A 25,332-nucleotide genomic window follows, 5' to 3' on the forward strand; every position below is an offset into this window, starting at 1 on the left:
GACCGCTCCCACGTTCCGCGATGCTGGAGGTGGCTTGGCCGAACCGACCGTCCGGGACGAGCCTGATCACGACTGCGTCCTGTGCCCCCCGCTGCGGTTCCGCTTCAACGGCATGGCCGGACTGCCCGGCGAGTCGGGCGTGATCGCCGGCGACCGCGACTTCTTCCTGATCCCGGACGTCGCGCCGCTCGCCGAGGGGCACCTCCTGCTGGTGACGCACCAGCACCACCAGTGCGCCGGAGACTTTCCCGGGCCGATGTGGGAGCGCGCGCTGCGGTGGCGCGACCGCGTGGCCCGCCTCTACCGGGAGGCGTACGGACCCGGCGGCCTGCTGCTGTTCGAGCACGGATCGGCGAGCAACCAGGCCGGCGGCGCGTGCATCGACCATGCGCACTGGCACTTCCTCCCCGGCACGACCGGCGTGCGGGCGGTCGTGGAGATGGAGGGGCGCCCAGGCGTCCCGGCGGACCACGCGACCCTGCGGGCCTTCTACCGCGCCGGCCGCTCCTACCTGCTGATCGAGGAGGAAGGCGCCGCGACCGTCCACCCGGGCGACGGTGTGCGGAGCCAGCTCCTGCGCTGGGCCGTGGCGGCGGCCGGCCCGAGCCGGACCTGGCGCTGGCAGGAGAGCTTCGGGCTGCCCGCCAGCAGGCGGCGCTTCCTGCGCACGCTGCGGACGATGCGGGCGGCGGCGGCCGCCCTGCCGGGCACGGATCAGCCTCCCGACAGCCACCAGTAGAGCTCGCACGAGGTCAGCCGGTCCCCGAACCCCGCCCGCGGCGCACCGGCGGCGTAGCCGGTGGAGTACGCCACCGGCGACCGTCCCCGCTGGTGGGCGAGCACCCGTTCCAGGGACGTCGGGCCGAACCGCAGCAGCCACAGCGGACCGCCGCGAACGGCGCGGTCGAGGACCGGCAGCAGATCCCGCGGTTCCCGGCCGCCGCCCGGCGGCGGATGCCCGAGCAGGCGCGCGAGGGTGTGCGCCTCGGAGACGACGAGGTCCGCCCGCTCCAGGACCGGCATCACGCAGGACGCCGGAAGCCGCGCGTCGATGTCGTGGGGGACGACGTCGAACGCCACCCGCGTGCCCGCCGCCCGCGCCGCGCGCACCGCCTCGTGGAGCGCCTCCCGGGAGCCGGGGGCCAGCAGCGAGTATCCGTCCACGGCCAGCACGTCGGCGTCCTCGATCCCGGCCGCCGCCGCGCGCACGTCCGCCGCGGTGAGCCGCCGGGCGGGCGGCTCGTCCTGGACGACCAGCAGCCGGACGCCGGGTCCGCCGCCGTCCGCGCCGTCGCGCAGCATCACCGACACGCCGTTCGGGACGCCGGGCTCGACGACGAGGCGGTGGGCCGCGCCGATCCGGCAGAGCTCGCGGCGGATCACCTCCGTGTAGTCGTCGTCGCCGACCTTGGCCAGCACGCCGACCCGGCGGAAGTAGCCCACCGCGCTGCGGGCGAGGTTCACCGCCGTCCCCGCGGCCAGCACACGTGCGGGGGCGTAGCAGAGCCGGTCGGCGTCGAGTTCGGCGAACCGGACGCCCGGCAGGCTCGCGCGCACCTCGATCCCCGCGTCCCCGATGACGAAGAGTGCGAAGCGGCGCACGGCGGCGCCGTCGAGGCCCGGCCAGTCGAGGGGCGATCGGAACGGCGCCATGTCCCGGACTCAGCCGGCCGGAGGCAGGAAGGCCCGCATCACCGGGCGCAGGCTCGGGATGAGGTCGTATCCACCCGCCTCGCGCAGCGGCACCCAGGCGCACCGGTCGAGATGGTCGCTGACGTCCTGGTTCTCCAGGGTGGCGTCCAGGGTGACGGGCCGGCAGCGGCGCGCCGCCGCCACCACCCGGATCTGCCCGCCGGGAGTGCCCTGGTCGGGCATGAACCACTGCCACAGGTGGAACGGAGGACCCGGATCGATCTTCAGGCCGACCTCCTCCCAGACCTCGCGGCGGACGTGGTCGTCCAGATCGAGGTCGGCCGCCTCCTCCAGCCGCCCGCCGGGCACCTCCCAGCGGCCCGGGTGGAACGGGTCGGAGGCCGCCTTGCGGACGAGCAGCAGCCGCCCGCCGGAAACGATGAATGCCTTCTGCGCGAACTGGAGCCGGACGGGCGGCACGGCGGTGAGGGGGCCGGCGGCGCCGGCGTCGACCGAGGGCATCGCGAGGAACCTCCCTGGTGCCGGCCCCACCGGGCCGTCTCGGCTCCACCGTAACAATCCCGCGGTCCGCTCGCCGAGACGCCCGCCGGGTCAGAACACTCTCACTTCGCGGTGGGGCGCGCGGGCCCCGGGAATGGCGCCGCGGGACGGCCTGTTGTACGTGACGGCGTACCTCATCCGGACGCTCGTACGGCAAGAGCCCTGCGAGCCGTCCGGCATGGCGCACCAAGTCCCACCGGGTGGTATTCTTGGTGGTCGACCGGCCTTGTGCGTGCGACCTGATGGTGGCGCGTGCCGGGCGCTCAAGCGGAGGCCACCTCCCACCTGACCGGCTGCAGAGCCGGTGGGTCTCGGTCCGGCGAACGGGCGTTCGGCCCGTCCCGCCGTCGTTCCCGGGCGGCATGCCGTTCCGGGAGACCGAAGGTGGCCCCGTGCGTGAGTCGTACGGGGCTTTTCTCGTGGAAGCCTCGGGGTACGACCGGTCCAACGAACCTGAGAACGGCCCCAAGGAGGTCCCATCAGCGCCGAACCGCGTATCAACGACCGCATTCGCGTGCCCGAGGTCCGGCTCGTCGGCCCGAACGGCGAACAGGTGGGCATAGTGCCCATCGCCAAGGCCCTCGAACTCGCGCGTGAGTCGGACCTCGACCTCGTCGAGGTGGCGCCCACCGCGCGTCCGCCCGTCGCGAAGCTCATGGACTACGGCAAGTTCAAGTACGAGTCCGCGATGAAGGCGCGTGAGGCGCGGAAGAACCAGGCGCACACGGTCATCAAGGAGATCAAGCTCCGCCCGAAGATCGACCCGCACGACTACGAGACCAAGAAGGGTCACGTGGTGCGGTTCCTGAAGGCCGGGGACAAGGTGAAGGTCACGATCATGTTCCGTGGTCGTGAGCAGTCCCGTCCCGAGCTCGGTTTCCGGCTGCTGCAGCGGCTCGCCGACGACGTCGAGGAGCTCGGCTTCGTCGAGTCGCGGCCCAAGCAGGACGGCCGAAACATGATCATGGTGCTCGGTCCGCACAAGAAGAAGACGGCCCGCGGGCAGGAGTCGGAGACCACCGTCTGACGGCCGTTCCGGACCGGCCTCGCGGCGGTCCCCATCGCGACCTCGCGGCCGAGTGAAGTTGCGGCGTACGTACATTGAAGCCTGACCTGGCGCGTCCACGGAACGCCGTGCGATGCGCCGATCAGGCGCGCCTTCGTGCCGGTCGGCACGAAGGCCGGGAAAGAGGGAGACGACGGCGACCATGCCGAAGACCAAGACCCACAGCGGTGCCAAGAAGCGCTTCAAGCTGACCGGCACCGGCAAGGTGATGCGCCGCCGCGCCAACCGCAACCACCTGCTCGAGCACAAGCCGTCCAAGCGGACCCGGCGCCTCGACGGCCCCGCCGTGGTGGCCGACGCCGACGCCAAGAACATCAAGAAGCTGCTGCGCAAGTAGCGCTCGACCGGGAACATCGCCGACCGGCCGAGGCCAGCATGGCCCCGGCCCCCACGAAGGAGTCAGCACGTGGCACGCGTGAAGCGGGCGGTCAACGCCGCCAAGAAGCGTCGGGTCGTCCTGGAGCGGTCGAGCGGCTACCGCGGGCAGCGTTCGCGCCTGTACCGCAAGGCCAAGGAGCAGCAGCTCCACTCGATGACCTACGCCTTCCGGGACCGCAAGGACCGCAAGGGCCAGTTCCGCCGGCTGTGGATCCAGCGGATCAACGCCGCCGCCCGCGCCAACGGCATCACCTACAACCGGTTCATCCAGGGCCTGAAGGCCGCCGAGGTCGAGGTCGACCGGCGCATGCTCGCCGAGCTCGCCGTCAACGACGCCCCGGCGTTCGCCGCCCTGGTCACGATCGCCAAGGACGCGCTGCCGGCCGAGGGTTCGGAGGCCGCCTGAGCCGGGTGACCGGCACACGGGCGATCACAGCGACATGGCGGGCCGCGAGCTGACCTCTCTCCGATCACCACGGGTGAAGGCCGCTCGGCGGCTCGCCAAACGCGCGTTCCGGCGTCGTGAGAACCGGTTCCTCGCCGAGGGGCCGCAGGCGGTGCGGGAGGCGCTGGAGATCCCCGGCGGGCTCGCCGAGCTGTTCACCACGGCCGAGGCGGAGGCACGCCACCCCGAGCTGGTGCTCGCCGCCGAGCGCGCCGGCGCGCCGGTGCTGCGCGTCAGCGGCGAGGTCATGGCCGAGCTGGCCCAGACCGTCACCCCGCAGGGGCTGCTGGCGGTCTGCGAGTTCGTCGACGTCCCGCTGGACAGGGCGCTGGAAAACGGTCCCCGGCTGGTGACCGTGCTCGCGCACGTCCGCGACCCCGGCAACGCGGGGACCGTCCTGCGCACCGCCGACGCCGCGGGGTCGGAGACGGTCGTCTTCACCGACGCCTCCGTCGACCCCTACAACGGCAAGTGCGTCCGCGCTTCCGCGGGAAGCCTGTTCCACCTGCCGGTCGTCGTCGGCCCCCGGTTCGACGCGCTGATCCCGGAGTTGAAGGGCGCGGGCCTGACCGTCCTCGCCGCCGACGGCGCGGGCGACCGCACCCTCGACGAGGCGATCGACGAGGGGGTGCTCGCGCGCCCCACGGCCTGGGTGTTCGGGAACGAGGCGTGGGGGCTGCCCGAAGAGATCCTGCGGCATGTGGACGAGGTCGTCCGCGTGCCCATCTACGGGCGGGCCGAGAGCCTGAACCTGGCGACGGCCGCCGCCGTATGCCTGTATGCGTCCGCCCGCGCGCAGCGCGGCTCGCAAGGAGAGCGCCCGAGCCGTATGTGAGGCACGGTGCGGTCGCGTGTTCCACTGCATTCCGTGATCGAATGGCCGCATGCGGTCGCCATTGGCGCCGCCTTGCGACAGGTGAGCTGGGAAGATGGTCTCCGCGTGGACGCGGGGCAGGGGGCCTGCCACCGCGCGGGGCTCGTCCGCGGGCAGGAGCGAGAACCGCGACCGGCGGGGGATCACGTCGTCGCGGTACCGCGCCTAACGTGTTGATCAATGGGTTGACCAGGGCGGCGACCAGGCCGCACAGAGTGGGGGCGAGCGTGATGACCGAGGAGACCAGGCGGCCGGGAAGGCCGGGTCGGCGTCCCCCGGAGGTGCGGTGCCGGGCCGGCGCGGTCCAGGCCGCCGCCGTCCCGGACGCCGCTCCGGGCGCCGCCTCCGGTGCGCACGCCTGCGACGGGCTGCGCATCGAGACCGCCAGGGTCGGGGTCGGCACGGCCGTCGTCGCGGTGGCCGGGGAGATCGACCTGCGCACCGCCGGGCCGCTGCGCGACCGGCTCGTCGAGATGCACGGCCGGCTGCCCGGGGCGGGGCCGCGCCGTCTGGTGGCCGACTTCGCCGCCGTCCCGTTCTGCGACGCGGCCGGGCTCGGCGCGCTGGTCGCCGCGCACAACCAGATCTCCGCCGACGGCGGCGAGATCGCCCTCGCCGGGGTGCGGCCCGCCCAGCTGCGGCTGCTGATGATCACTGGCCTGCACCGGCTGTTCGCGATCCATCGCGATGTCGAGGCCGCGCTGTCCGGCCAGGACTCGCCCACGAGGTCCGGATGAGGGCGCGAACCCCTGATGAGGCCGTCCGCGGGTGGCGGCGACACCCCGCACGGAGGCTACACATGCCTTGCCGCGAGGCGGTTTCCGGGTCCCGTTAGGGGCCCGACTCCGGCTAGAGTCTCTTTCCGACAGGCCGCGTTCCCATCGGTGTTCTGGAGGCCGCTGTGGGCGGAGAGGAATCCCCTCTCGTGGCCGCGCGCGGGCCCGAGGCGGGGTCCGGGCCGGGCCCCGAGGGGGGCGGCCCGGACGATCTGCCCGACGGGCTGATGGTCGCCGGCCGGGATGCCCGCGTGATCGTGTTCAACGCGGCCGCCGCGCGGATCACCGGGATCACGGCCGGGTCGGCCGTGGGCCGCGACTTCCGCGACGTGCTGCCCCTGCACGACGCCGAGGGCCGCGACTGGTGGAAGTGCCTGGCCCCCTATGACGGCCTGTCCACCCGCACCCGTCATCCCGAGCGCGTGCTGTTCCTGCCCGGCGGCACCGAGGTGCTCGTCACCGCGGCCTACCGGCGCGACGCCGAACGCCGTGTGGAACGGTTCACCGTGTGCCTGCGCGACGCCCTGCACCGCGCCCGCCAGGAGCGCGACCGCGCCGACCTCGTCTCCACCGTCGCCCACGAGCTGCGCTCCCCGCTCACCAGCGTCAAGGGGTTCACCGCGACGCTGCTGGCCAAGTGGCACCGCTTCAACGACGACCAGAAGCGGGTGATGCTGGAGACCGTCAACGCCGACGCCGACCGCGTCACCCGGCTGATCACCGAGCTGCTGGACGTGTCCCGGATCGAGTCGGGCCGGCTGGAGATGCGCCGCCAGGTCGTCGACCTTCCCGAGGAGGTCCGCAAGGTCATCGCGGGCCGGGTCGCGGCGGGGGAGCCGGAGGACCGCTTCCGCTTCGAGACGCGCGGCGATCTGCCCGAGATGTGGCTCGATCCCGACAAGATGGATCAAATCCTCGGCAACCTCGTCGAAAACGCGGTGCGCCACGGTGCGGGCACTGTCACCATTGTGGTGGAGCCGGACGCGCACAAGGAGGGGGCGGCCGTGTCGGTACGCGACGAGGGCGAGGGCATTCCGCCCGAGGCCGTCCCGCGCGTCTTCCGGCAGTTCTGGCGCGGCCCCGGCGGCAGCCGCCGCGGCGGCACGGGGCTCGGGCTCTACATCGTCAAGGGGCTGGTCGAGGCGCACGGCGGCGTGATCACCGTGCGGCGGGCGCCCGGCGGTGGCGCCGAGTTCCGATTTACCGTGCCCGCAGGGGCCCCCGACTACGCCGGCTGACCGCGGCCCACACCGCGGCACGGCAACGGGTCCCCGGGCGGGCCAGCGCGTCACGCGCACGCTTTCCGGATGTTCTCCGCCCGCGCACTAGACTGCGGGCGTCCCACGCCGACCGGAGTCGATCACACCACCATGTCTGCACCGAACAAGTCCTATGACCCCGTCGAGGTGTCCGCCCTGCAGCCCGAGGCGCTGGAGCGGGCCCGCACCGAGGCGCTCGCGGCGATCGCCGCGGCCGCCGACCTCGACGCCCTGAAGCAGGTCCGGCTGGCGCACGCCGGCGACCGTTCCCCGCTGGCCCTCGCCAACCGCGAGATCGGCGCGCTGCCGCCCGCGGCCCGCGCCGAGGCCGGCAAGCGCATCGGCGCCGCCCGGGGCGCGGTGGCCAAGGCGCTCAAGGAGCGCCAGGCCGAGTTGGAGGAGGAGCGCGACCGCCGCGTCCTCGTCGAGGAGACCGTCGACGTCACCCTCCCGTGGGACCGCGCGCCGCGCGGCGCCCGGCACCCGCTGACCACGATGCAGGAGCGGATGGCCGACGTCTTCGTCTCGATGGGCTTCGAGGTCTCCGAAGGCCCCGAGGTCGAGGCGGAGTGGTTCAACTTCGACGCCCTGAACTTCCTGCCCGACCACCCGGCCCGCACCATGCAGGACACCTTCTTCGTCGAGTCGGAGGACTCCGGGCTGGTGATGCGCACCCACACCTCGCCGATGCAGATCAGGTCGCTGCTGTCGCGGCCGCTGCCGGTGTACGTGGTGGCGCCCGGCCGCACGTTCCGCACCGACGAGCTGGACGCCACGCACAGCCCGGTGTTCCACCAGCTGGAGGGCCTCGCCGTCGACGAGGGCCTGACGATGGCCGACCTGCGCGGCGGCATCGACGCGTTCGTCACCGGGATGTTCGGCGAGGGGCTGAGGACGCGGTTCAGGCCGTCGTTCTTCCCGTTCACCGAGCCGTCCGCCGAGGTGGACATGCAGTGCTTCGTGTGCCGGGGCGCGTCCGCGGAGCCGGGCGGCGACCCGTGCCGCACCTGCGGCTCGGAGGGCTGGATCGAGCTCGGCGGCTGCGGCATGGTCAACCCGCGGGTGCTGGTGGCCTGCGGGGTCGACCCGGACCGCTACAGCGGCTGGGCGTTCGGGCTGGGCGTCGAGCGGACGCTGATGTTCCGGCACGGCGTGGAGGACATGTACGACATGGTGGAGGGTGACGTCCGGTTCACCCTCCCGTTCGGGACGGAGATCTGATGCGGGCCCCGCTTTCCTGGCTGCGCGAGTACGTCGAGCTCCCGGCCGGCGTCACGGGCCGCGCGCTGGCCGCCGAGCTGATCGCGGCGGGCCTGGAGGTCGAGACGGTCGAGCGGGCCGGCGCCGACATCGCCGGCCCGCTCGTGGTCGGCGAGGTTCTGGAGATCGAGGAGCTGACCGGCTTCAAGAAGCCGATCCGCCACTGCCGGGTGGACGTCGGCGACGCCAACGGCACCGGGGAGCCGCAGAGCATCGTCTGCGGCGCCACCAACTTCGCGGTCGGCGACCGCGTCGTGGTCGTCCTGCCGGGCGGCGTGCTGCCCGGCGGGTTCGAGATCGGTGCCCGCAAGACCTACGGCCGCCTGTCGGAGGGCATGATCTGCTCGGTCACCGAGCTCGGGATCGGCGACGACCACAGCGGCATCCTCGTCCTGCCGCCGGACGCCCCCGTCGGCGTGGACGCGATCGAGCTGCTCGGGCTGCGCGACGACGTCCTCGACATCGCCGTGACGCCCGACCGCGGCTACGCCCTGTCCATCCGCGGCATCGCCCGCGAGGCCGCCATCGCCTACGGGGTGCCGTTCAGAGATCCGGCGGACGTCGAACTGCCCACCGACGAGGAGCCGAGCTATCCGGCGAGCATCGGCGATCCGTCCGTGTGCGACCGGTTCGTCCTGCGCGAGGTGAGCGGCTTCGACCCGGACGCGCGGACCCCGATGTGGATGCAGGTGCGCCTGCACCGCGCGGGGATGCGGCCGGTGTCGCTGGCGGTCGACATCACCAACTACCTGATGCTGGAGCTCGGGCAGCCGCTGCACGCGTTCGACCGGGGCAAGCTGACCGGCCCGATCGTCGTGCGGCGCGCCGAGCCCGGCGAGCAGCTGGAGACGCTCGACCACGTCAAGCGTGCCCTCGACCCCGGCGACATCCTCATCACCGACGCGTCGGGACCGATCTCGATGGCCGGCACGATGGGCGGGCTCGCCACCGAGATCGACGACCGGTCGAGCGACATGGTGGTCGAGGCCGCGCACTTCGACGCCATGGGCACCGCCCGGATGAGCCGCCGGCACCGGCTGCACAGCGAGGCGTCGCACCGGTTCGAGCGCGGCGTCGACCGCGAGCTGCCGCTGTACGCCTCGTACCGGGCGGTGCGGATGCTCGCCGAGCTGGGCGGCGCGAAGATCGTGGCCGGCGTCACGCACGCCGAGGCGCCGGTCGAGCGGGCCGCGGTGACGATGCCCGCCGGGCATCCCGACCGGGTGGCGGGCGTGGCCTACGGCCGGGACGCGGTCGTCCGGCGCCTGGAGCAGGTCGGCTGCACGGTGGCCGGCGGCGACGTCCTGACGGTGACGCCGCCGTCCTGGCGTCCCGACCTCACGGCGCCGAACGACCTCGCCGAGGAGGTCATCCGGCTGGAGGGGTACGAGGACATCCCGGCCCGGGCGCCGCGCCCGGCGGCGGGCAAGGGCCTGACCGCCGAGCAGCGGCTGCGCCGCCGGGTGGGCCGCGCGCTCGCCGGCGCCGGGTACGTGGAGGCGCTCGCCTTCCCGTTCGTCGCCGAGAAGGATCTGGACGGCCTCCAGCTCCCGGCGGACGACGCGCGGCGGCGGACGCTGCGGCTCGCGAACCCGATGTCGGAGGAGGAGCCGCTGCTGCGCACCACGCTGCTGCCCGGCCTGCTCAAGGTGCTGGCGCTCAATGTGGGGCGCGGCTTCGGCGACGCCGCGCTGTTCGAGGTCGGCGTGGTGTTCCGGCCGCGCCCGGACGCCCCGGTGCGGGCGCCGCGGCTCGCCGTGGACCGCGGCCCGACGGCCGAGGAGGTGGCCGGGCTCGAGGCCGCGCTGCCGGACCAGCCGTACCGGGTCGCGGTGGTGCTGTCCGGCGACCGCGAGCCGTCGGGCTGGTGGGGCGAGGGCCGTCCGGCGCTGTGGGCGGACGCGGTCGAGGCGGCCCGCACGGTGGCCCGCGAGGTCGGCGTCGAGCTGGCGGTGAAGGCCGACCAGCACGCGCCCTGGCATCCCGGCCGCTGCGCCGCGCTGTACGCGGGCGACACCCTCGTCGGGCACGCCGGCGAGCTGCACCCGCGGGTCACGAAGGCGTACGGGCTGCCCGCGCGGTCGTGCGCGATGGAGCTGGAGCTGCGCCGCCTGGGTGAGCCGGTGACCGTCCGCGCGCCGCATGTGTCGTCGTACCCGGTCGCGATGCAGGACGTCGCGCTCGTCGTGGACTCCGGGGTGCCCGCCGCGGAGGTCGAGTCGGCCTTGCGCGACGGTGCGGGCGGGCTCCTGGAGGCGATCCGGTTGTTCGACGTCTACACCGGCGAGCAGGTGGGCGAGGGCCGCAAGTCGCTGGCGTACTCGCTGCGGTTCCGCGCTCCGGACCGGACGCTCACGGCCGAGGAGGCGTCGCAGGCCCGCGAGTCCGCCGTGGCCGCCGCGTCCGAGCGGACCGGAGCCGTGCTGCGCGGCGCCTGACGGAACGCAGGCGTGCCCCGGACCCCGCGCAGGGGTCCGGGGCACGCCCGTGTCCCGGCCGGCATGGCCGAGGCAGGTTCTTAACGCTACTTGTGTCGCGATAAGTCGTCGGGTATCCTTCTTGGCGTCACATCGCCGCCCGGCTGGGGAGTCCATTGAGGATCTGAGGTCCGACACCGCGCAGTGGCCGCTCTCCGGCCCGCGCACGTGACCTCAGTGCGGACTCTCTCCCCGCCGGGCCTTCTCATGCCCGCCGGCGCGTCGCGCGATCCGCGGTGTCTCCATGCGTCCCGCATCTTTCTCACTCACCATGGAGGCCGCCCAATGTCATTCGCCATCGTGTGCTCGGACCTGTCGTTCGCGTGGCAGGACGGCACCGTCGTGCTGGCCGGGCTGGACGTCGCGTTCGGCGCCGGCAGGACCGGCCTGATCGGCGTCAACGGCTCCGGCAAGTCCACCCTGCTGAAGATCATCGCTGGCGAGCTGCGGGCCGGCTCGGGCACCGTGAGCGTCGACGGGGAGATCGGCTACCTGCCGCAGAACCTCGTCCTCGACGACACCGCCACCGTCTCGGACCTGCTCGGCATCACCGCGACCCGCGCGGCCCTGCACGCCATCGAGCGCGGCGAGGCCACCGAGGACAACTTCGCCGCCGTCGGGGACGACTGGGACGTCGAGGAGCGCGCCAGCGCGGAGCTCGACCGGCTCGGCCTCGGCCACCTCGACCTGGACCGCACGGTCCCCACGCTGTCGGGCGGCGAGGCCGTGATGGTCGGGCTGGCGGCGCGCTTCCTGGCCCGTCCCGACGTCCTGCTGCTGGACGAGCCGACCAACAACCTGGACCTGGACGCGCGCCACCGCCTGTACGAGGCGGTCGCGTCCTGGACGGGCGTGCTCGTCGTCGTCAGCCACGACCGGGAGCTGCTCGACCGCGTCGACGAGATCGCCGACCTGCGCGACGGCGCCGTCCGGTCCTTCGGCGGCAACCTGTCGGCCTACGAGGACCTGCTCGCCGTCGAGCGGGAGGCCGCGGAGCGGACGGTCAGGGCCGCCGAGACCGACCTGCGCCGCCAGAAGCGCGAACTGGAGGAGGCCCACGTCAAGCTGGCCCGCCGCAAGCGCTACGGCAACAAGATGCAGGAGAACAAGCGCGAACCGAAGATCGTAATGGGCGAGCGCAAGCGGCAGGCCCAGGTCTCGGCGGGCAAGCACCGCATCATGCACGAGGAGCGGCTGGCCGGCGCCCGCACGCGGCTCACCGAGGCGGAGGAGGCCGTCCGCGAGGACGCCGGGATCCGCGTCGAGCTGCCCGCCACCCGCGTCCCGGCGGGGCGGACGGTGCTGACCGTGACGGGCCTCGCCGCTCCCGAGCCGGAACCCGGCACGCTGGGCGAGCTGATCGTCCGCGGGCCGGAGCGGATCGCGCTGGTCGGGCCCAACGGCTCCGGCAAGACCACGTTCCTGCGGGCGCTCGTGGGCGACCGCGTCCCCGCGGGCACGGCCGTGAAGCTCGGGGTGGACGGTGTACGGTACCTCCCGCAGCGGCTGGACGTCCTGGACGGGGACCTCAGCGTCGCCGAGAACGTCCGCGCGCAGGCGCCGTCGGCGCCGCCGGCGCGGATCCGGGCGGGGCTGGCGCGGTTCCTGTTCCGCGGGGCGCGGGCCGACCAGCCGGCCGCGACCCTGTCGGGCGGCGAGCGGTTCCGCGCCGTGCTGGCGTCGCTGCTGCTCGCCGAGCCGGCCCCGCAGCTGCTCCTGCTGGACGAGCCGACGAACAACCTCGACATGGCCAGTGCCGCGCAGCTCGGGCAGGCGCTCGCCGCCTACGAGGGCGCTCTGATCGTGGTCAGCCACGACGTGCCGTTCCTGCGCACCCTCGGCATCACCCGCTGGCTGCGCATGGACCGGTCGTGCGGCCTCACCGAGGTCGAGCCGGTGTAGCGCGTGCGGCGGCCCCCGCGCGGACCGTTCGCGCGGGGGCCGCCCCGGTTCCGGTCAGGTCAGCACGCGCTTGGTGAAGGTGCGGGTCGCCGCCCACGTCAGCAGGACCGTCCCGGCGACGATGGCGAGCATGAACGCCCACACCGGCATGTGCGGGATCTCGGGCGTGAGCGCGCTGCGCAGCCCCTCGCTCACGTACACCAGCGGGTTGAACAGGCTGACGATCTGCAGCCAGCGGATGTTGTCCAGCGCCGACCAGGGGTAGTAGACGCAGCCGAGCATCGTCATGGGCAGCAGGACTATCGCGAACAGCATCTGGACCTTCTGCGGGTTCATCAGGGTCCCCAGCAGCAGCCCGCCGGACGCCGACATCAGCGCCCCGACCACCATCACCGCGATCAGAACCGGCCAGTTGTCCACGTGCACCTCGGGCGACTGGCCGTCGGCGTGGATGAACAGCACGGCGGGGAACACCAGCAGCCCGCCGATCAGGCCCTGCACCGCCGCCGCGATGATCTTCTGCACGGCCAGCAGCGGCACCGGAACCGGCGCCAGCGCCCGGTCGGTGATCGACTTCTGCCAGTTCAGCTCCATCATCAGCGGGAAGATCACCGCCATCATCGCCTGCATGATGATCGACGAGCCGACGAGCCCGGGCAGCAGGATGGTGGAGAACGTCGGCCCGCCCGGCCCGCCCGCCATGGCGCCGCCGCCCAGCTTCGGCAGCACGTAGGCGAACACGAACACGAACATGACCGGCTGCACCAGCACCCGGACGAACGTCGACAGGAAGTTCTTGCGCATGACCAGCACCTCGCGCGCCATCATCGCGGCGAACGTGCGGGGGACGGTGGCCCGCGCCGGGGGAGGCGGCGCCAGGACGGCGGGAGCGGCGGTGGCGGTCATTCGCGGTAGTCCCTTCCGGTGAGGGTGAGGAAGACGGTCTCCAGGCTCGGGCGAAGCTGGGTGGCGTCGGTGACGCCGACACCGGCGGCCGAGCCGATCGTGACGAGCTCGCCGAGGATCCCCTCGGGCTCGGCGGCGAACACGCGCACCTGGCCGTCGTTGACCTCGACCTTGCTGATTCCCTCTCTGTCGCCGAGGGCCTTGATCCCGTCCGGGGCGGGGGAGTCGTAGGTCACGGTGATGACCGTGTCGGCGCCGGCGCTGGACTTCAGCTGGTCCACCGTGCCGCTGGCGAGGACCCTTCCGTGGTCGACGACCGCGACCCGGTCGCAGAGCGCCTCGGCCTCTTCCATGTAGTGGGTGGTGAGCAGGATCGTCTGCCCGCCCGCCTGCAGCCCCCGCAGCACCTCCCAGAGGTTGGTGCGGGTCTGGGGGTCGAGCCCGGCTGTCGGCTCGTCCAGGAAGAGCACCTCGGGGCCGTGCACCAGGGCGCGGCAGATCATCACGCGCTTGGCCTGCCCGCCGGAGATCTCGAACGGGTTGCCGCCGCGCTGCTCGGTCAGCCCGAACAGCTCCAGCAGCTCGGCGGCGCGCTTGCGGGCGTCCCGCGCGCCGAGCCCGAAGTACCGGCCGCGGAACTCCAGGTTCTCCGCGACGGTGAGGTCGCTGTCGAGGGTGTTGTTCTGCGAGACCACGCCGATGCGGCGCTTGATCTCGACGGCGTCCTTGACGACGTCCAGGCCGGACACGCTAGCGGTGCCGCCGGTCGGGACGACGAGCGTGGTGAGCATGCCGATGGTGGTCGACTTGCCCGCGCCGTTCGGGCCGAGCAGGCCGAAGAACTCGCCGCGCGGGACGTCCAGGTCGATGCCCTGGACGGCGGGCACCGCGGGACGCGGGCCGGACGCGGGATAGGTCTTCTTCAGGCCGACCGTGCGAACGGCGGTTTCGGGGGGATGGGTCACGCGCCGTCTCCCTTCGCTTTCTCGTCGGGGGAGTAGTTCTCGAATTTGTGGATCAGAGTGAGCAGGAACCCGCGGACGGCCGCCTCGTCCTCCTGCTCGACGACGTCGTAGAGGCGGGCGAGGTCGCGGCCGATGGGGCCGGACTTCTCGGCCAGGAACCGCCGGCCGGAGTCGGTGATGAGCACCATCACGCCGCGCCGGTCCCGGTAGGAGCGCTCGCGCCGCACGTGCCCGTAGCGTTCCAGCGTGTCGACGACCGAGGTGACCGTGGCGGGGGTCACCATCAGGCGCTTGGCCACCTCGCCGGGGCGCAGGCCGTTCTCGGTGATGAGCAGGCGCAGCAGGAAGAAGCCCGTCGGGCTGATGCCGTGCCGCTCGATGATGCGCCAGACGATCGGGCCGGACAACCGGGACGCGACGCCGAAGAGCAGTCCGATGTTCCACTCCTCGACGGGCCCGAACGCCTTCAGGTCGCCGAGACCGATGTTCTCCATGCGAGCGATGTTAGAGCACTGATGTTTAGCGAGCAAACCTTTAGCTACCTAAGTACTTCGGCTGTGGCCCTCGTCTCAGCGGCGTGAAAGACGTCATTCGTCGTTGCATAGGAATCCAGCCTCATGCATACTCTTGCTTGACGTGAGGGAAGGGCGAGTGGACATGGGAATCCGGACGGCGGTCGCCGGCGCCAGCGGTTACGCGGGCGGCGAGGTGCTGCGCATCCTGGCGGGACATCCAGAGTTCGAGATCGGCGCGCTGACGGCGGGCTCCAACGCGGGCGCCGAGCTCGGCGCGCACCAGCCCCACCTGCGATCCCTGGCCGGACGCGTCCTGGAGGAGACCACCCCCCGCACGCTCTCCGGCCACGACGTGGTGTTCCTGGCGCTGCCGCACGGCCGGTCCGGGCCGCTCGCCGAGCAGCTGGGCGAGGACGTCCTGGTCATCGACTGCGGTGCCGACCACCGGCTCGCCGACCCGGGCGACTGGGAGCGGTTCTACGGCACCCCCCACGCGGGCACCTGGCCCTACGGGCTGCCCGAACTGCCCGGCCACCGCGACGCGCTGCGCGCCACGAGGCGCGTCGCCGTTCCCGGCTGCTACCCCACGGCGGTCTCGCTCGCGATGTTCCCGGCACTCGCCGCGGGCCTCGCCGAACCCGACGTCGTCGTGGTCGCGGCGTCGGGGACCTCCGGCGCCGGACGGGCTCTCAAGACGCACCTGCTGGGCAGCGAGGTGATGGGCTCGGTGTCCGCCTACGCCGTCGGGGGCACGCATAGGCATACGCCCGAAATGATCCAGAACCTCAGCGCGGCGGCGGGGGAGCCGGTCTCGGTCTCCTTCACCCCGACGCTCGCGCCGATGAGCCGCGGCATCCTCGCCACCTGCACGGCGAAGGCACGTCCCGGCGTCACCGCCGCCTCGCTGCGCGCCGCCTACGAGCAGGCGTACGCGGGCGAGCCGTTCCTCGGGCTGCTGCCGGAGGGGCAGTGGCCCGCCACGTCCATGACCCTCGGCGCGAACACCGTCCTCGTCCAGGTCGCGCTGGACGAGGCGGCCGGCCGCCTCGTGGTGGTCGCCGCCGTCGACAACCTCGCCAAGGGCACCGCGGGCGGCGCGGTGCAGAGCGCCAACCTCGCCCTCGGCCTCCCGGAAGAACTCGGGCTGACCACGATCGGAGTGTCCCCTTGAGCGTCACCGCCCCCCGGGGTTTCCGCGCCGCCGGCGTCGTCGCCGGGCTGAAGGACAGCGGCAGCCGCGACCTGGCCCTCGTCGTCAACGACGGCCCGTCCCGCGCGGCCGCCGGCGTCTTCACCCGCAACCGTGTGCGGGCCGCGCCCGTCCTGTGGTCAGAGCAGGTCCTCAAGGGCGCCCGCGTCCGCGCCGTCGTGCTGAACGCGGGCGGCGCCAACGCCTGCACCGGCGCCCCCGGCTTCCAGGACACCCACGCCACCGCCGAGAAGGCCGCCGAGGTGCTGGACGACTCGGCGGGCGAGATCGCCGTCTGCTCCACCGGGCTGATCGGTGAGCGGCTGCCGATGGACCTGCTGCTGACCGGCGTCGACAAGGCCGCCGCGGAGCTGTCGCGCGGGGACGGCGGGCTCGCCGCCGCCGACGCGATCCGCACCACCGACACCGTCGCCAAGATCTCCTTCCGGCAGGGCGCCGGCGGCTACATGATCGGCGCGATGGCCAAGGGCGCGGGCATGCTCGCCCCGTCCCTGGCCACCATGCTCTGCGTCATCACCACCGACGCCGACCTGCCCGCCGCGGCGCTCGACCGGGCGCTGCGCGCTGCCACCGGCGCCACCCTCGACCGGCTCGACGCCGACGGGTGCATGTCCACCAACGACACCGTGCTGCTGCTCGCCTCGGGCGCCGCCGAGGTCGTCCCGGACGAGGAGGAGTTCACCGCGCTGCTGACCGAGGTGTGCGGCGACCTCACCCGGCAGCTGCTCGTGGACGCCGAGGGCGCGTCCAAGGCCATCGCGATCGAGGTCGTCGGCGCCGCGTCCGAGGACGACGCGGTCACGGTCGGCCGCTCCGTCGCCCGCAACAACCTGCTCAAGTGCGCCATCCACGGTGAGGACCCCAACTGGGGCCGGGTGCTGTCGGCCGTCGGCACCACCGACGCGGTGTTCGAGCCCGACCACCTCAACGTCGCCATCAACGGCGTGTGGGTGTGCCGGAACGGCTCGTTCGGCGACGACCGCGACAAGGTCGACCTGCGCCCCCGCGACGTGACGATCACCGTCGACCTGTCCGCCGGCCCGCACAGCGCCACCGTCTGGACGACCGACCTCACCGCCGACTACGTCCACGAGAACTCGGCGTACTCCACGTGAGCGCCGTCACCCCGGGCGCGCAGATGCGCAAGAACCGGCAGGGCGTCATGGACAAGGCCGAGACCCTGATCAAGGCGCTGCCATGGCTGGAGCGCTTCCACGGCAAGACCGTGGTGATCAAGTACGGCGGTCACGCGATGACCGACGAGCGGCTGCGGCACTCCTTCGCCGAGGACGTGGTGTTCCTGCGCTACGCCGGGCTGAAGCCCGTGGTCGTGCACGGCGGCGGTCCGCAGATCAACGCGGCGCTGGCCCGCAACGGCATCGACTCGACGTTCACCGCCGGGCTGCGGGTCACCACCCCGGAGGCCATGGAGGTCGTCCGGATGGTGCTGACCGGGCAGGTCCAGCGCGACGTCGTCGGTCTGATCAACCGGCACGGCCCGTTCGCGCTCGGCATGTCCGGCGAGGACGCGAACCTTCTCACCGCCGAGCGCAAGCACGCGGTCGTGGACGGCGCGCCCGTCGACATCGGCCAGGTCGGCGAGATCGTCGAGGTGCAGGTCGGGGCCTTGCGGGCGCTGCTGGACGACGGCCGCATCCCGGTCATCTCCAGCGTCGCGCGCGGCGACGGCGGCGAGGTCTACAACGTCAACGCCGACACGGCGGCCGCCGCGCTGGCCGTCGCGCTGGACGCGGCGAAGCTCGTCGTCCTCACCGACGTCGAGGGCCTCTACGCGGACTGGCCGGACAGCGACGACGTCATCGACCGGCTCACCGCCGACGAGCTGGCCGTCCTGCTGCCGGACCTGTCGGCGGGGATGGTGCCCAAGATGGAGGCCTGCCTGGCGGCCGTGCGCGGCGGCGTCCCGCAGGCCCACGTCCTCGACGGCAGGGTCCTGCACTCGCTGCTGCTGGAGATCTTCACCGACGAAGGGATCGGAACGATGGTGCTGCCCAGCCTTCCGGGGGCCGTCGGGGTGGAGGAGGAATGAGCGAAGCGAACCGGAAGGTGCGGGGGCCGTCCCCGAAGGGAGGAGGCCTCGTGAGCGATCTGAGGGAACGGTTCGAGGCGGCGTTCATGCCGAACTACGGTGTTCCGCCCGTGGCGCTCGCGCGCGGCGAGGGCTGCCGGGTCTGGGACACCGACGGCCGCGAGTACCTCGACCTCATCGCGGGGATCGCGGTCAGCTCGCTCGGGCACGCCCACCCCGCGCTCGTCGAGGCGGTGTCGTCCCAGGCGGCGACGCTCGCCCACACGTCCAACCTCTTCCTGAACGAGCCGGAGGTGCTGCTCGCCGAGCGGCTGCGGGAGCTGCTGGGCTGCGACGGGAAGGTCTTCCTCGCGAACAGCGGGACCGAGGCCAACGAGTGCGCGCTCAAACTCGCCATTAAGTACGGGAAGACGAACGGGCGCCCGTACTTCGTCGCGGCCGAGAACGGCTTCCACGGCCGGACGCTCGGCGCCCTGAGCCTGACGGGCAAGACGGCGATCCGGGAGCCGTTCGGGCCGTTCGCGATCGACGTCCGGTTCGTCCCGTACGGGGACGCGGGCGCGCTCAAGGCCGCGGTGGACGAGGACTGCGCGGCGGTGTTCCTGGAGCCCACGCAGGGCGAGGCCGGCGTCGTCCCGCCGCCGAACGGGTACTTCGCCGCCGTCCGCCAGATCTGCGACGCGGCGGGCGCGCTGTTCGTCGCCGACGAGATCCAGTCCGCGATCGGCCGCACCGGCGCCTGGTTCGCGTTCGAGCACGAGAACGCCAAGCCCGACGTCCTCACCCTCGCCAAGGGACTCGGCGGCGGCCTGCCGATCGGGGCGTGCGTCGCCTTCGGTCCGCACGGCGGCCTGTTCGCCAAGGGCGACCACGGCAGCACGTTCGGCGGCAACCCGGTGGCCGCGGCGGCGGCCCTCGCCGTCCTCACCACCATCGAGAAGGACGGCCTGCTCGCCAACGCCGCCTCCGTGGGGGAGGCCCTCGCCGCCGGGCTCGACGCGGTCGACCACCCGCTGTTCGCGGGCGTGCGGGGCCGCGGGCTGTGGCGGGCGGCCGTGCTGACCGGGCCGCACGCGGCCGCCGTGGAGGCCGCCGCACGCGACGCCGGCTTCCTCGTCAACGCGCTCCAGCCGGACGCGGTGCGCCTCGCCCCGCCGCTGATCCTCACCGCCGAGCAGGCGGGCTCGTTCGCCGAGGCGTTCCCCGGTATCCTCGACGCCGCTTCCCCTGAGCAGGAGAACTGACCGTGACCAGGCACTTTCTGCGGGACGACGATCTCAGCCCCGGCGAGCAGGCCGAGGTCCTCGACCTCGCCGCGCAGGTGAAGAAGGACCGCTTCGGCCACCGGCCGCTGGAGGGCCCCCGCTCGGTGGCCGTGCTGTTCGACAAGCCGTCCACCCGGACCCGGCTGTCGTTCGCCACCGGCATCGCCGAGCTCGGCGGCAACCCGCTGGTGATGGACGCGGGCACGAGCCAGCTCGGCCGCGGCGAGACCATCGCCGACACCGCCCGCGTCCTCGAACGCCAGGTCAGCGCCATCGTGTGGCGGACTGCCGGGCAGGAGCGCATCGAGGAGATGGCCGCCGGCACCACCGTCCCGGTCGTCAACGCGCTCACCGACGGGTTCCACCCCTGCCAGATCCTCGCCGACCTGCAGACCGTCCGGGAGGAGAAGGGCGGCCTCTCCGGCGTCACCCTCGCCTACTTCGGGGACGGCGCCAACAACATGGCGCACTCCTACCTGCTCGGCTGCGCCACCGCAGGGATGCACGTCCGGGTCGGCGCCCCCGCCTCCCAGCCGCCCGACCCCGCGGTCGTGAAACGCGCGAAGGAGATCGCGGCCACGACCGGCGGATCCGTGGCGGTCACCGCGGACGCCGCCGGAGCCGCCGCCGGAGCCGACGTCCTCGCCACCGACACGTGGGTGTCGATGGGCCAGGACGGCAAGGACACCTCGCTGTACGAGCCGTACTCGGTGACCGGGGACCTGCTCGCCCTCGCCGATCCCGAGGCGATCGTCCTGCACTGCCTGCCCGCCTACCGCGGCAAGGAGATCGCCGCCTCCGTCCTCGACGGCCCGCGCAGCCGGGTGTGGGACGAGGCCGAGAACCGGCTGCACGCCCAGAAGGCGCTGCTCGTGTGGCTCCTGGAGCGCGCCCGGTGACCACCCCCATGACCAAGGCCGCGCGGCACGCACGGGTGATCGACCTGCTGACCCGGCACCCCGTCCACTCGCAGGGCGAGCTCGCCAAGCTCCTCGGCGACGAGGGCGTCGAGGTCACCCAGGCCACGCTGTCCCGCGACCTGGTCGAGATCGGCGCGGTGAAGCTGCGCGCCGACGACGGCAGCCTGATCTACGCCGTGCCCGGCGAGGGCGGCGAGCGGATCCGCCGCGCCCGCACCGGCGCGGCCGAGACCTTCACCGGGCGGCTCTCCCGGCTCGCCGCCGAACTGCTCGTCTCGGCCGAGGCGTCGGCGAACCTGGTCATGGTGCGGACCCCGCCGGGCGCCGCCCAGTACCTGGCCTCGGCGATCGACCACGCCGAATGGCAGTCCATCCTCGGCACCGTCGCGGGCGACGACTCGATCCTCGTCATCGCCCGCGACCCGCACGGCGGGGAGGACGTCGCCCAGGCGCTGCTGCGGCTGACCGTTACGCGCGAGCGACGAACCCAGGGGCCGCCGGGCGGCCCCGACTCCGGCCCGTCCTGACCCGCGGGACGCGGTGGATTCGCCGTACGCTGTTGCGGACGCCGGCTCCGCGGCGTCCCACGCGGGTGCGTCCTGCCGTATCCGGCAGGGGGCGGCGTGGTGAGATGGCAGTTGACCGAACGACCAGTGGTGGGAAGTAGAGGATTCTCTGTGACCAAGGCACCGACGCGGCTGTGGGGCGGCCGGTTCGAAGGCGGCCCGTCGGACGCGCTCGCGAGGCTCTCGGTGAGCGTCCAGTTCGACTGGCGGCTCGCCCCCTACGACCTGATGGGGTCGCGCGCGCACGCCCGCGTCCTCAATCGGGCGGGCCTGCTCACCGACGACGAGCTGGAGCGCATGATCGGTGCCCTGGACGACCTTGAGGAGGCGTGCCGCAGCGGCGAGTTCCGCCCCACGGTCGCCGACGAGGACGTCCACACCGCCCTTGAGCGCGGCCTGCTGGAGCGCCTCGGCGCCCTCGGCGGCAAGCTGCGCGCCGGCCGCAGCCGCAACGACCAGGTCGCCACCGACCTGCGCCTGTACCTGCGCGACCACGTCCGCCAGACCGTGTCGCGGCTGGTCGAGCTGGAGACCGCGCTGATCGCGCAGGCCGAGCACAACTTCGGCGTCGCCGCGCCCGGCATGACGCACCTTCAGCACGCCCAGCCCGTGCTGTTCTCCCACCAGCTCCTCGCGCACGTCCAGCCGCTCACCCGCGACATCGACCGGCTGCGCGACTGGGACCGGCGCGCCGCCGTCTCCCCGCTCGGCTCCGGCGCCCTCGCCGGCTCCTCCCTGCCGCTGGACCCGCAGGCCACCGCAGCCGAGCTCGGCTTCGACGCCGCCGCGCCCAACTCCATGGACGCCGTCGCCGACCGCGACTTCGTCGCCGAGTTCCTCTTCGTCGCCGCGCTGATCGGCGTGCACCTGTCCCGCCTCGGCGAGGAGGTCTGCCTCTGGGCCTCGCAGGAGTTCCGCTGGATCGAGATGGACGACACCTACGCCACCGGGTCGTCGATCATGCCGCAGAAGAAGAACCCCGACGTCGCCGAGCTGGCGCGCGGCAAGGCCGGCCGCCTCATCGGGCACCTCGTCGGCCTGCTCACCACGCTCAAGGGCCTCCCGCTCACCTACAACCGCGACCTCCAGGAGGACAAGGAGGGCGCGTTCGACGCCGTCGAGACGCTGCTGCTCGTGCTGCCCGCCATGGCCGGGCTCATCGCGACCATGCGGGTCAACACCGAGCGGCTGGAGGCCCTCGCCCCGGACGGGTTCGCCCTCGCCACCGACCTCGCCGAGCTGCTCGTCCGCCGCGGTGTGGCGTTCCGCGACGCCCACGAGGTCGTCGGGCACCTCGTCGTCTGGTGCCAGGTCAACGACAAGGACTTCGACGACCTCACCGATGAGGAGCTCGGCAAGGTGTCGCCGCACCTGACGCCGGACGTCCGCGAGGTGCTGAACGTCCAGGGCGCCCTCGCGTCCCGCAAGGCCTACGGGGGGACGGCCCCCGACCGCGTCCGCGAGCAGATCGGCGCGCTGCGCACGCTCGTCAACGGCCACGCCGCGTGGGCCGCCGGCTCGGACTCCTGACCCGGCGGGAAGGGGGCGGCCGCCAGGGTGCGGACCGCCCCCTAGGCTGGTGGACCGGCGAAGCTGTCCCCTAGACCACGGTGAGGCGATGGACGGAGCGGTGCTGCCCCGGGAGTTCTTCGACGGCCCGGTGGAGGAAGTCGCGCCCGCACTGCTCGGGCGCGTGATCCGCCATCGCACCCCGGAGGGGGAGGTGGCGGCCCGGCTCACCGAGGTGGAGGCCTATGCGGGCCCCCTGGACCCGGCGTCGCACGCCTACCGGGGCCGGACCCGGCGCAACGAGGTCATGTTCGGGCCGCCCGGGCACGTCTACGTCTACTTCACCTACGGCATGCACTTCTGCATGAACCTCGTGTGCGGGCCGGACGGGACGTCCATGGCGGTGCTGCTCCGCGCCGGCGAGATCATCGCGGGGGAGGCCGTCGCCAGGGCGCGCCGTCCCCGCTCGACCGTCCGCGACCTGGCCCGCGGCCCGGCCCGGCTCTGCCAGGCCCTCGGCGTCGCCCGCGAGCAGAACGGCCTGGACGTGTGCTCGCCAGGGGGGCCGATGACGGTCCTGAGGGGTGAGCCCGCCGACCCCGCGTTGATCCGCAACGGTCCCCGGACCGGCGTCAACGGCGCCAAGGAGGTCCCGTGGCGGTTCTGGATCGAGGGCGACCCGACCGTCTCCCCTTACCGCCCGCACGTCCCGAGGCAGCGCAGGAAGATCACAGCCGAGGGCTGACCCTCCGCGACCATGCGGTCGGCCGGTAGCACCCCCGCGACGGCGGACGTTGAATATCGTTGGCGCGACAGTCGCCCACCGGTGCAGCCTGGTGGGGTACACCGAAAGTAAGCCGGAGACGAGGGAGACCGTGACCGACATCCTGGACGATCTCGCGTGGCGCGGCCTGATCGCGCAGTCCACCGACCTGGACGAACTGCGGGCCCTGCTCGCCGCGGGACCGGTCACGCTCTATTGCGGATTCGACCCGACGGCGCCGTCGCTGCACCTCGGCAACCTCATCCAGATCCTCACGCTGCGCCGCTTCCAGAAGGCCGGACACCGGCCGATCGGCCTGGTCGGCGGCGCCACGGGCCTGATCGGCGACCCGAGCGGCAAGAGCGCCGAACGCGTGCTGAACTCCGAGGAGACCGTCGCCGGCTGGGTCGAGCGGGTCCGCGGCCAGGTGTCGGCGTTCCTCGACTTCGACGGGGGCCCGAGCGCCGCGACGATGGTCAGCAACCTCGACTGGACCGGCCCCATGTCGGCCATCGAGTTCCTGCGCGACATCGGCAAGCACTTCCCGGTCAACCGGATGCTGGCCCGCGAGACCGTCAAGGCCCGGCTCGATTCGACCGGGATGAGCTACACCGAGTTCAGCTACGTCCTGCTCCAGTCCATGGACTTCCTCGAGCTGTACCGGCGACACGGGTGCCTGCTGCAGACCGGCGGCAGCGACCAGTGGGGCAACCTCACCGCGGGCGTCGACCTGATCCGCCGGGTGGAGGGGGGCAGCGCCCACGCGCTGACCACGCCCCTGCTGACCAAGGCGGACGGGTCCAAGTTCGGCAAGACCGCGGGCGGTGAGACCTACTGGCTCGACCCCGAGCTGACGTCGCCCTACGCGTTCTACCAGTTCTGGATCAACGCCGACGACCGGGACGTGGAGAAGTTCCTGAAGTTCTTCAGCTTCCGTCCCCGCGAGGAGATCGAGGACCTGGCCAAGCAGGGCGCCGACCGTCCGGCCGCGCGGGCCCCGCAGCGGGCGCTCGCCGAGGAGATGACCACGCTCGTGCACGGCGCGGACGAGACCGCCCGGGTCATCGCGGCCTCCCGCGCCCTGTTCGGGCAGGGAGCCCTGGAGGAACTGGACGAACGGACGCTGCACGCCGCCCTCTCCGAGGTGCCCCGCGCGGAGGTTCCGGCGGGAGAGCTGCCGCCCGTGGTCGACCTCCTGGCGGCGTCCGGCCTCTGCAAGAGCAAGTCGGAGGCTCGCCGCGCCATCGCCCAGGGTGGCGCCTACCTCAACAACGCCAAGGTCGAGTCGGAGGAGGCGGTACCGGCGCCGGCCGACCTGCTCCACGGCCGCTTCCTCGTCCTGCGGCGCGGCAAGCGCAACGTGGGCGGCGTCGAGGTGACCGCCTCCTGAAAGACCTCCCGACCGCCCGTCCGGACCCGTTCCGGACGGGCGGTCGTCATGAGGCGGGAAAACTTCGGTAGATACACGTCACAGTGCGGTTACGACGGCACGTGACAGGGCATGGTTCTATGGCTGAAAACAGTAGATGACCTGCGGATTCATGCGCCGCCGGGGCCGATTTGACGGTCCTGTCGGCGGGACCTAGTGTTCTACACGCCCCACAGGGGGAGCGGGACGCCGACAGGCGGCCGGCCCCGAGGGGAAAACCTCTACAGACCCGAACGGGTGCGCTACGTCGCGCCCAAAAGGGACTAAAGAGGCCGAACCGCCCGAAGTTGGATTAAGCGGGACGGATCGGGTAGGATCTAGGGGTTGCCCCGGAGCCGGGGACCGCGGGAGCGGGGTTCGGCGCGGTGGGTGTCCGTTTCTTGAGAACTCAACAGCGTGTTAAAAGCCAGTGCCTTTATCGGCTCGGTCTTTAAGGCCGGGTCGCCCCGTGCCATCTCGCTTTTGTGGGGTGGTGGGGATTTCTTTGAGGCAATGCTGTCCCCTTTTTTGGGGGGATGGTGATGCTGGGATTGTTTCCTGAGGTTTGGTCGGCTGGGGTTCGCCCCCTGGCTGGTCGTGTGGCCTTGATGGAGAGTTTGATCCT

At 72.7% G+C, this 25,332-nt stretch carries 24 protein-coding genes; 19 read left to right on the plus strand and 5 right to left on the minus strand.

Going from position 1 to position 25,332, the window contains the following annotated elements:
* The first annotated feature begins 34 nt into the window (after positions 1-34).
* Entirely contained in the window at positions 35-739 is a 705-nt protein-coding gene (locus tag CHC11_RS35760) for an HIT family protein (protein ID WP_089316317.1), read from the plus strand.
* On the opposite strand, the gene CHC11_RS35765 is transcribed toward CHC11_RS35760, so the two are convergent.
* On the minus strand, positions 715-1,653 hold the full coding sequence (locus CHC11_RS35765; protein WP_089316318.1) for a carbohydrate kinase family protein: 939 nt from the start codon (positions 1,651-1,653) through the stop codon (positions 715-717). The genes CHC11_RS35760 and CHC11_RS35765 overlap by 25 nt on opposite strands.
* Before the next feature lie 9 nt (positions 1,654-1,662).
* A complete protein-coding gene (locus CHC11_RS35770; protein ID WP_089316319.1) occupies positions 1,663-2,154 on the minus strand; it encodes an NUDIX domain-containing protein in 492 nt (163 codons plus the stop codon).
* Between the two features lie 535 nt (positions 2,155-2,689).
* Between CHC11_RS35770 and infC the strand changes: the two genes are divergently transcribed.
* The 9 genes from infC to CHC11_RS35815 all read left to right on the plus strand — a co-directional run bounded on the left by infC (position 2,690) and on the right by CHC11_RS35815 (position 12,630).
* Positions 2,690-3,220: a translation initiation factor IF-3 gene (gene infC / locus CHC11_RS35775; RefSeq protein ID WP_258943360.1), complete on the plus strand. Its 531-nt coding sequence runs from the start codon at positions 2,690-2,692 to the stop codon at positions 3,218-3,220.
* Between the two features lie 181 nt (positions 3,221-3,401).
* Positions 3,402-3,596 (plus strand): 50S ribosomal protein L35, encoded by a 195-nt coding sequence (gene rpmI, locus CHC11_RS35780; RefSeq protein WP_067894345.1) that lies wholly within the window; start codon positions 3,402-3,404, stop codon positions 3,594-3,596.
* Positions 3,597-3,665: 69 nt separating this feature from the next.
* The gene (gene rplT / locus CHC11_RS35785; RefSeq protein ID WP_089316321.1) at positions 3,666-4,043 is read left to right on the plus strand and encodes a 50S ribosomal protein L20; all 378 of its coding nucleotides are present in this window, start codon (positions 3,666-3,668) and stop codon (positions 4,041-4,043) included.
* A gap of 34 nt (positions 4,044-4,077) precedes the next feature.
* Positions 4,078-4,917: a TrmH family RNA methyltransferase gene (locus CHC11_RS35790; protein WP_089316322.1), complete on the plus strand. Its 840-nt coding sequence runs from the start codon at positions 4,078-4,080 to the stop codon at positions 4,915-4,917.
* Positions 4,918-5,186: 269 nt separating this feature from the next.
* Positions 5,187-5,693, plus strand: a complete 507-nt coding sequence (locus CHC11_RS35795) for an STAS domain-containing protein (protein ID WP_089316323.1) — start codon at positions 5,187-5,189, stop codon at positions 5,691-5,693.
* A 188-nt stretch (positions 5,694-5,881) separates the two neighbouring features.
* Positions 5,882-6,970 (plus strand): PAS domain-containing sensor histidine kinase, encoded by a 1,089-nt coding sequence (locus tag CHC11_RS35800; RefSeq protein ID WP_281258419.1) that lies wholly within the window; start codon positions 5,882-5,884, stop codon positions 6,968-6,970.
* A 132-nt stretch (positions 6,971-7,102) separates the two neighbouring features.
* Complete coding sequence (gene pheS, locus CHC11_RS35805; protein WP_089316325.1) at positions 7,103-8,212, plus strand: phenylalanine--tRNA ligase subunit alpha; 1,110 nt, start codon at positions 7,103-7,105, stop codon at positions 8,210-8,212.
* The gene (gene pheT / locus CHC11_RS35810; RefSeq protein ID WP_089316326.1) at positions 8,212-10,689 is read left to right on the plus strand and encodes a phenylalanine--tRNA ligase subunit beta; all 2,478 of its coding nucleotides are present in this window, start codon (positions 8,212-8,214) and stop codon (positions 10,687-10,689) included. The genes pheS and pheT overlap by 1 nt, the downstream gene beginning before the upstream one ends.
* Positions 10,690-11,013: 324 nt before the next feature.
* Positions 11,014-12,630, plus strand: coding sequence for an ABC-F family ATP-binding cassette domain-containing protein (locus CHC11_RS35815; RefSeq protein WP_089316327.1), 1,617 nt, complete (start codon positions 11,014-11,016; stop codon positions 12,628-12,630).
* A gap of 54 nt (positions 12,631-12,684) precedes the next feature.
* Here CHC11_RS35815 and CHC11_RS35820 read toward each other — a convergent pair whose 3' ends face one another.
* The 3 genes from CHC11_RS35820 to CHC11_RS35830 are packed head-to-tail and all read right to left on the minus strand — an operon-like array spanning position 12,685 to position 14,995.
* Complete coding sequence (locus CHC11_RS35820; RefSeq protein ID WP_089316328.1) at positions 12,685-13,536, minus strand: ABC transporter permease; 852 nt, start codon at positions 13,534-13,536, stop codon at positions 12,685-12,687.
* Positions 13,533-14,501: an ABC transporter ATP-binding protein gene (locus CHC11_RS35825; protein ID WP_089316329.1), complete on the minus strand. Its 969-nt coding sequence runs from the start codon at positions 14,499-14,501 to the stop codon at positions 13,533-13,535. Before CHC11_RS35825 ends, CHC11_RS35820 begins: the two co-directional genes overlap by 4 nt.
* Positions 14,498-14,995, minus strand: a complete 498-nt coding sequence (locus CHC11_RS35830; RefSeq protein ID WP_089316330.1) for a MarR family winged helix-turn-helix transcriptional regulator — start codon at positions 14,993-14,995, stop codon at positions 14,498-14,500. Before CHC11_RS35830 ends, CHC11_RS35825 begins: the two co-directional genes overlap by 4 nt.
* Positions 14,996-15,158: 163 nt before the next feature.
* Between CHC11_RS35830 and argC the strand changes: the two genes are divergently transcribed.
* From argC to tyrS, 9 genes are all read left to right on the plus strand, one after another.
* Positions 15,159-16,187, plus strand: coding sequence for an N-acetyl-gamma-glutamyl-phosphate reductase (gene argC / locus CHC11_RS35835; RefSeq protein WP_089316349.1), 1,029 nt, complete (start codon positions 15,159-15,161; stop codon positions 16,185-16,187).
* Positions 16,184-17,341 carry a bifunctional glutamate N-acetyltransferase/amino-acid acetyltransferase ArgJ gene (gene argJ / locus CHC11_RS35840; RefSeq protein WP_089316331.1) on the plus strand — a complete coding sequence of 386 codons (1,158 nt, stop codon included), beginning with the start codon at positions 16,184-16,186 and terminating at the stop codon, positions 17,339-17,341. Before argC ends, argJ begins: the two co-directional genes overlap by 4 nt.
* 23 nt (positions 17,342-17,364) lie before the next feature.
* The gene (gene argB, locus CHC11_RS35845; protein WP_089316350.1) at positions 17,365-18,276 is read left to right on the plus strand and encodes an acetylglutamate kinase; all 912 of its coding nucleotides are present in this window, start codon (positions 17,365-17,367) and stop codon (positions 18,274-18,276) included.
* Positions 18,277-18,326: 50 nt separating this feature from the next.
* Positions 18,327-19,520, plus strand: coding sequence for an acetylornithine transaminase (locus tag CHC11_RS35850; protein WP_281258420.1), 1,194 nt, complete (start codon positions 18,327-18,329; stop codon positions 19,518-19,520).
* A gap of 2 nt (positions 19,521-19,522) precedes the next feature.
* Positions 19,523-20,440, plus strand: coding sequence for an ornithine carbamoyltransferase (gene argF, locus CHC11_RS35855; protein WP_089316333.1), 918 nt, complete (start codon positions 19,523-19,525; stop codon positions 20,438-20,440).
* 8 nt (positions 20,441-20,448) lie between these two features.
* On the plus strand, positions 20,449-20,988 hold the full coding sequence (locus tag CHC11_RS35860) for an arginine repressor (RefSeq protein ID WP_089316351.1): 540 nt from the start codon (positions 20,449-20,451) through the stop codon (positions 20,986-20,988).
* Positions 20,989-21,138: 150 nt separating this feature from the next.
* Complete coding sequence (argH, locus tag CHC11_RS35865; RefSeq protein ID WP_179279170.1) at positions 21,139-22,557, plus strand: argininosuccinate lyase; 1,419 nt, start codon at positions 21,139-21,141, stop codon at positions 22,555-22,557.
* An 88-nt stretch (positions 22,558-22,645) separates the two neighbouring features.
* Positions 22,646-23,281, plus strand: a complete 636-nt coding sequence (locus CHC11_RS35870) for a DNA-3-methyladenine glycosylase (protein ID WP_089316335.1) — start codon at positions 22,646-22,648, stop codon at positions 23,279-23,281.
* Between the two features lie 130 nt (positions 23,282-23,411).
* The gene (gene tyrS / locus CHC11_RS35875; RefSeq protein ID WP_089316336.1) at positions 23,412-24,689 is read left to right on the plus strand and encodes a tyrosine--tRNA ligase; all 1,278 of its coding nucleotides are present in this window, start codon (positions 23,412-23,414) and stop codon (positions 24,687-24,689) included.
* The last annotated feature ends 643 nt before the right edge of the window (positions 24,690-25,332 follow it).

The sequence above is a fragment of the Actinomadura mexicana genome, from assembly GCF_900188105.1.
GTDB classification, from domain to species: Bacteria; Actinomycetota; Actinomycetes; order Streptosporangiales; family Streptosporangiaceae; genus Spirillospora; species Spirillospora mexicana.

Excerpts from the sequence above, each read along its gene's own strand:
- CHC11_RS35765 (WP_089316318.1), bottom strand. The coding sequence starts at position 1,653 with ATGGCGCCGTTCCGATCGCCCCTCGACTGGCCGGGCCTCGACGGCGCC.
- CHC11_RS35770 (WP_089316319.1), bottom strand. The coding sequence starts at position 2,154 with ATGCCCTCGGTCGACGCCGGCGCCGCCGGCCCCCTCACCGCCGTGCCG.
- rpmI (WP_067894345.1), top strand. The coding sequence starts at position 3,402 with ATGCCGAAGACCAAGACCCACAGCGGTGCCAAGAAGCGCTTCAAGCTG.
- CHC11_RS35790 (WP_089316322.1), top strand. The coding sequence starts at position 4,078 with ATGGCGGGCCGCGAGCTGACCTCTCTCCGATCACCACGGGTGAAGGCC.
- CHC11_RS35795 (WP_089316323.1), top strand. The coding sequence starts at position 5,187 with ATGACCGAGGAGACCAGGCGGCCGGGAAGGCCGGGTCGGCGTCCCCCG.
- pheS (WP_089316325.1), top strand. The coding sequence starts at position 7,103 with ATGTCTGCACCGAACAAGTCCTATGACCCCGTCGAGGTGTCCGCCCTG.
- pheT (WP_089316326.1), top strand. The coding sequence starts at position 8,212 with ATGCGGGCCCCGCTTTCCTGGCTGCGCGAGTACGTCGAGCTCCCGGCC.
- CHC11_RS35815 (WP_089316327.1), top strand. The coding sequence starts at position 11,014 with ATGTCATTCGCCATCGTGTGCTCGGACCTGTCGTTCGCGTGGCAGGAC.
- CHC11_RS35820 (WP_089316328.1), bottom strand. The coding sequence starts at position 13,536 with ATGACCGCCACCGCCGCTCCCGCCGTCCTGGCGCCGCCTCCCCCGGCG.
- CHC11_RS35830 (WP_089316330.1), bottom strand. The coding sequence starts at position 14,995 with ATGGAGAACATCGGTCTCGGCGACCTGAAGGCGTTCGGGCCCGTCGAG.
- argC (WP_089316349.1), top strand. The coding sequence starts at position 15,159 with ATGGGAATCCGGACGGCGGTCGCCGGCGCCAGCGGTTACGCGGGCGGC.
- argB (WP_089316350.1), top strand. The coding sequence starts at position 17,365 with ATGCGCAAGAACCGGCAGGGCGTCATGGACAAGGCCGAGACCCTGATC.
- CHC11_RS35860 (WP_089316351.1), top strand. The coding sequence starts at position 20,449 with ATGACCAAGGCCGCGCGGCACGCACGGGTGATCGACCTGCTGACCCGG.
- CHC11_RS35870 (WP_089316335.1), top strand. The coding sequence starts at position 22,646 with ATGGACGGAGCGGTGCTGCCCCGGGAGTTCTTCGACGGCCCGGTGGAG.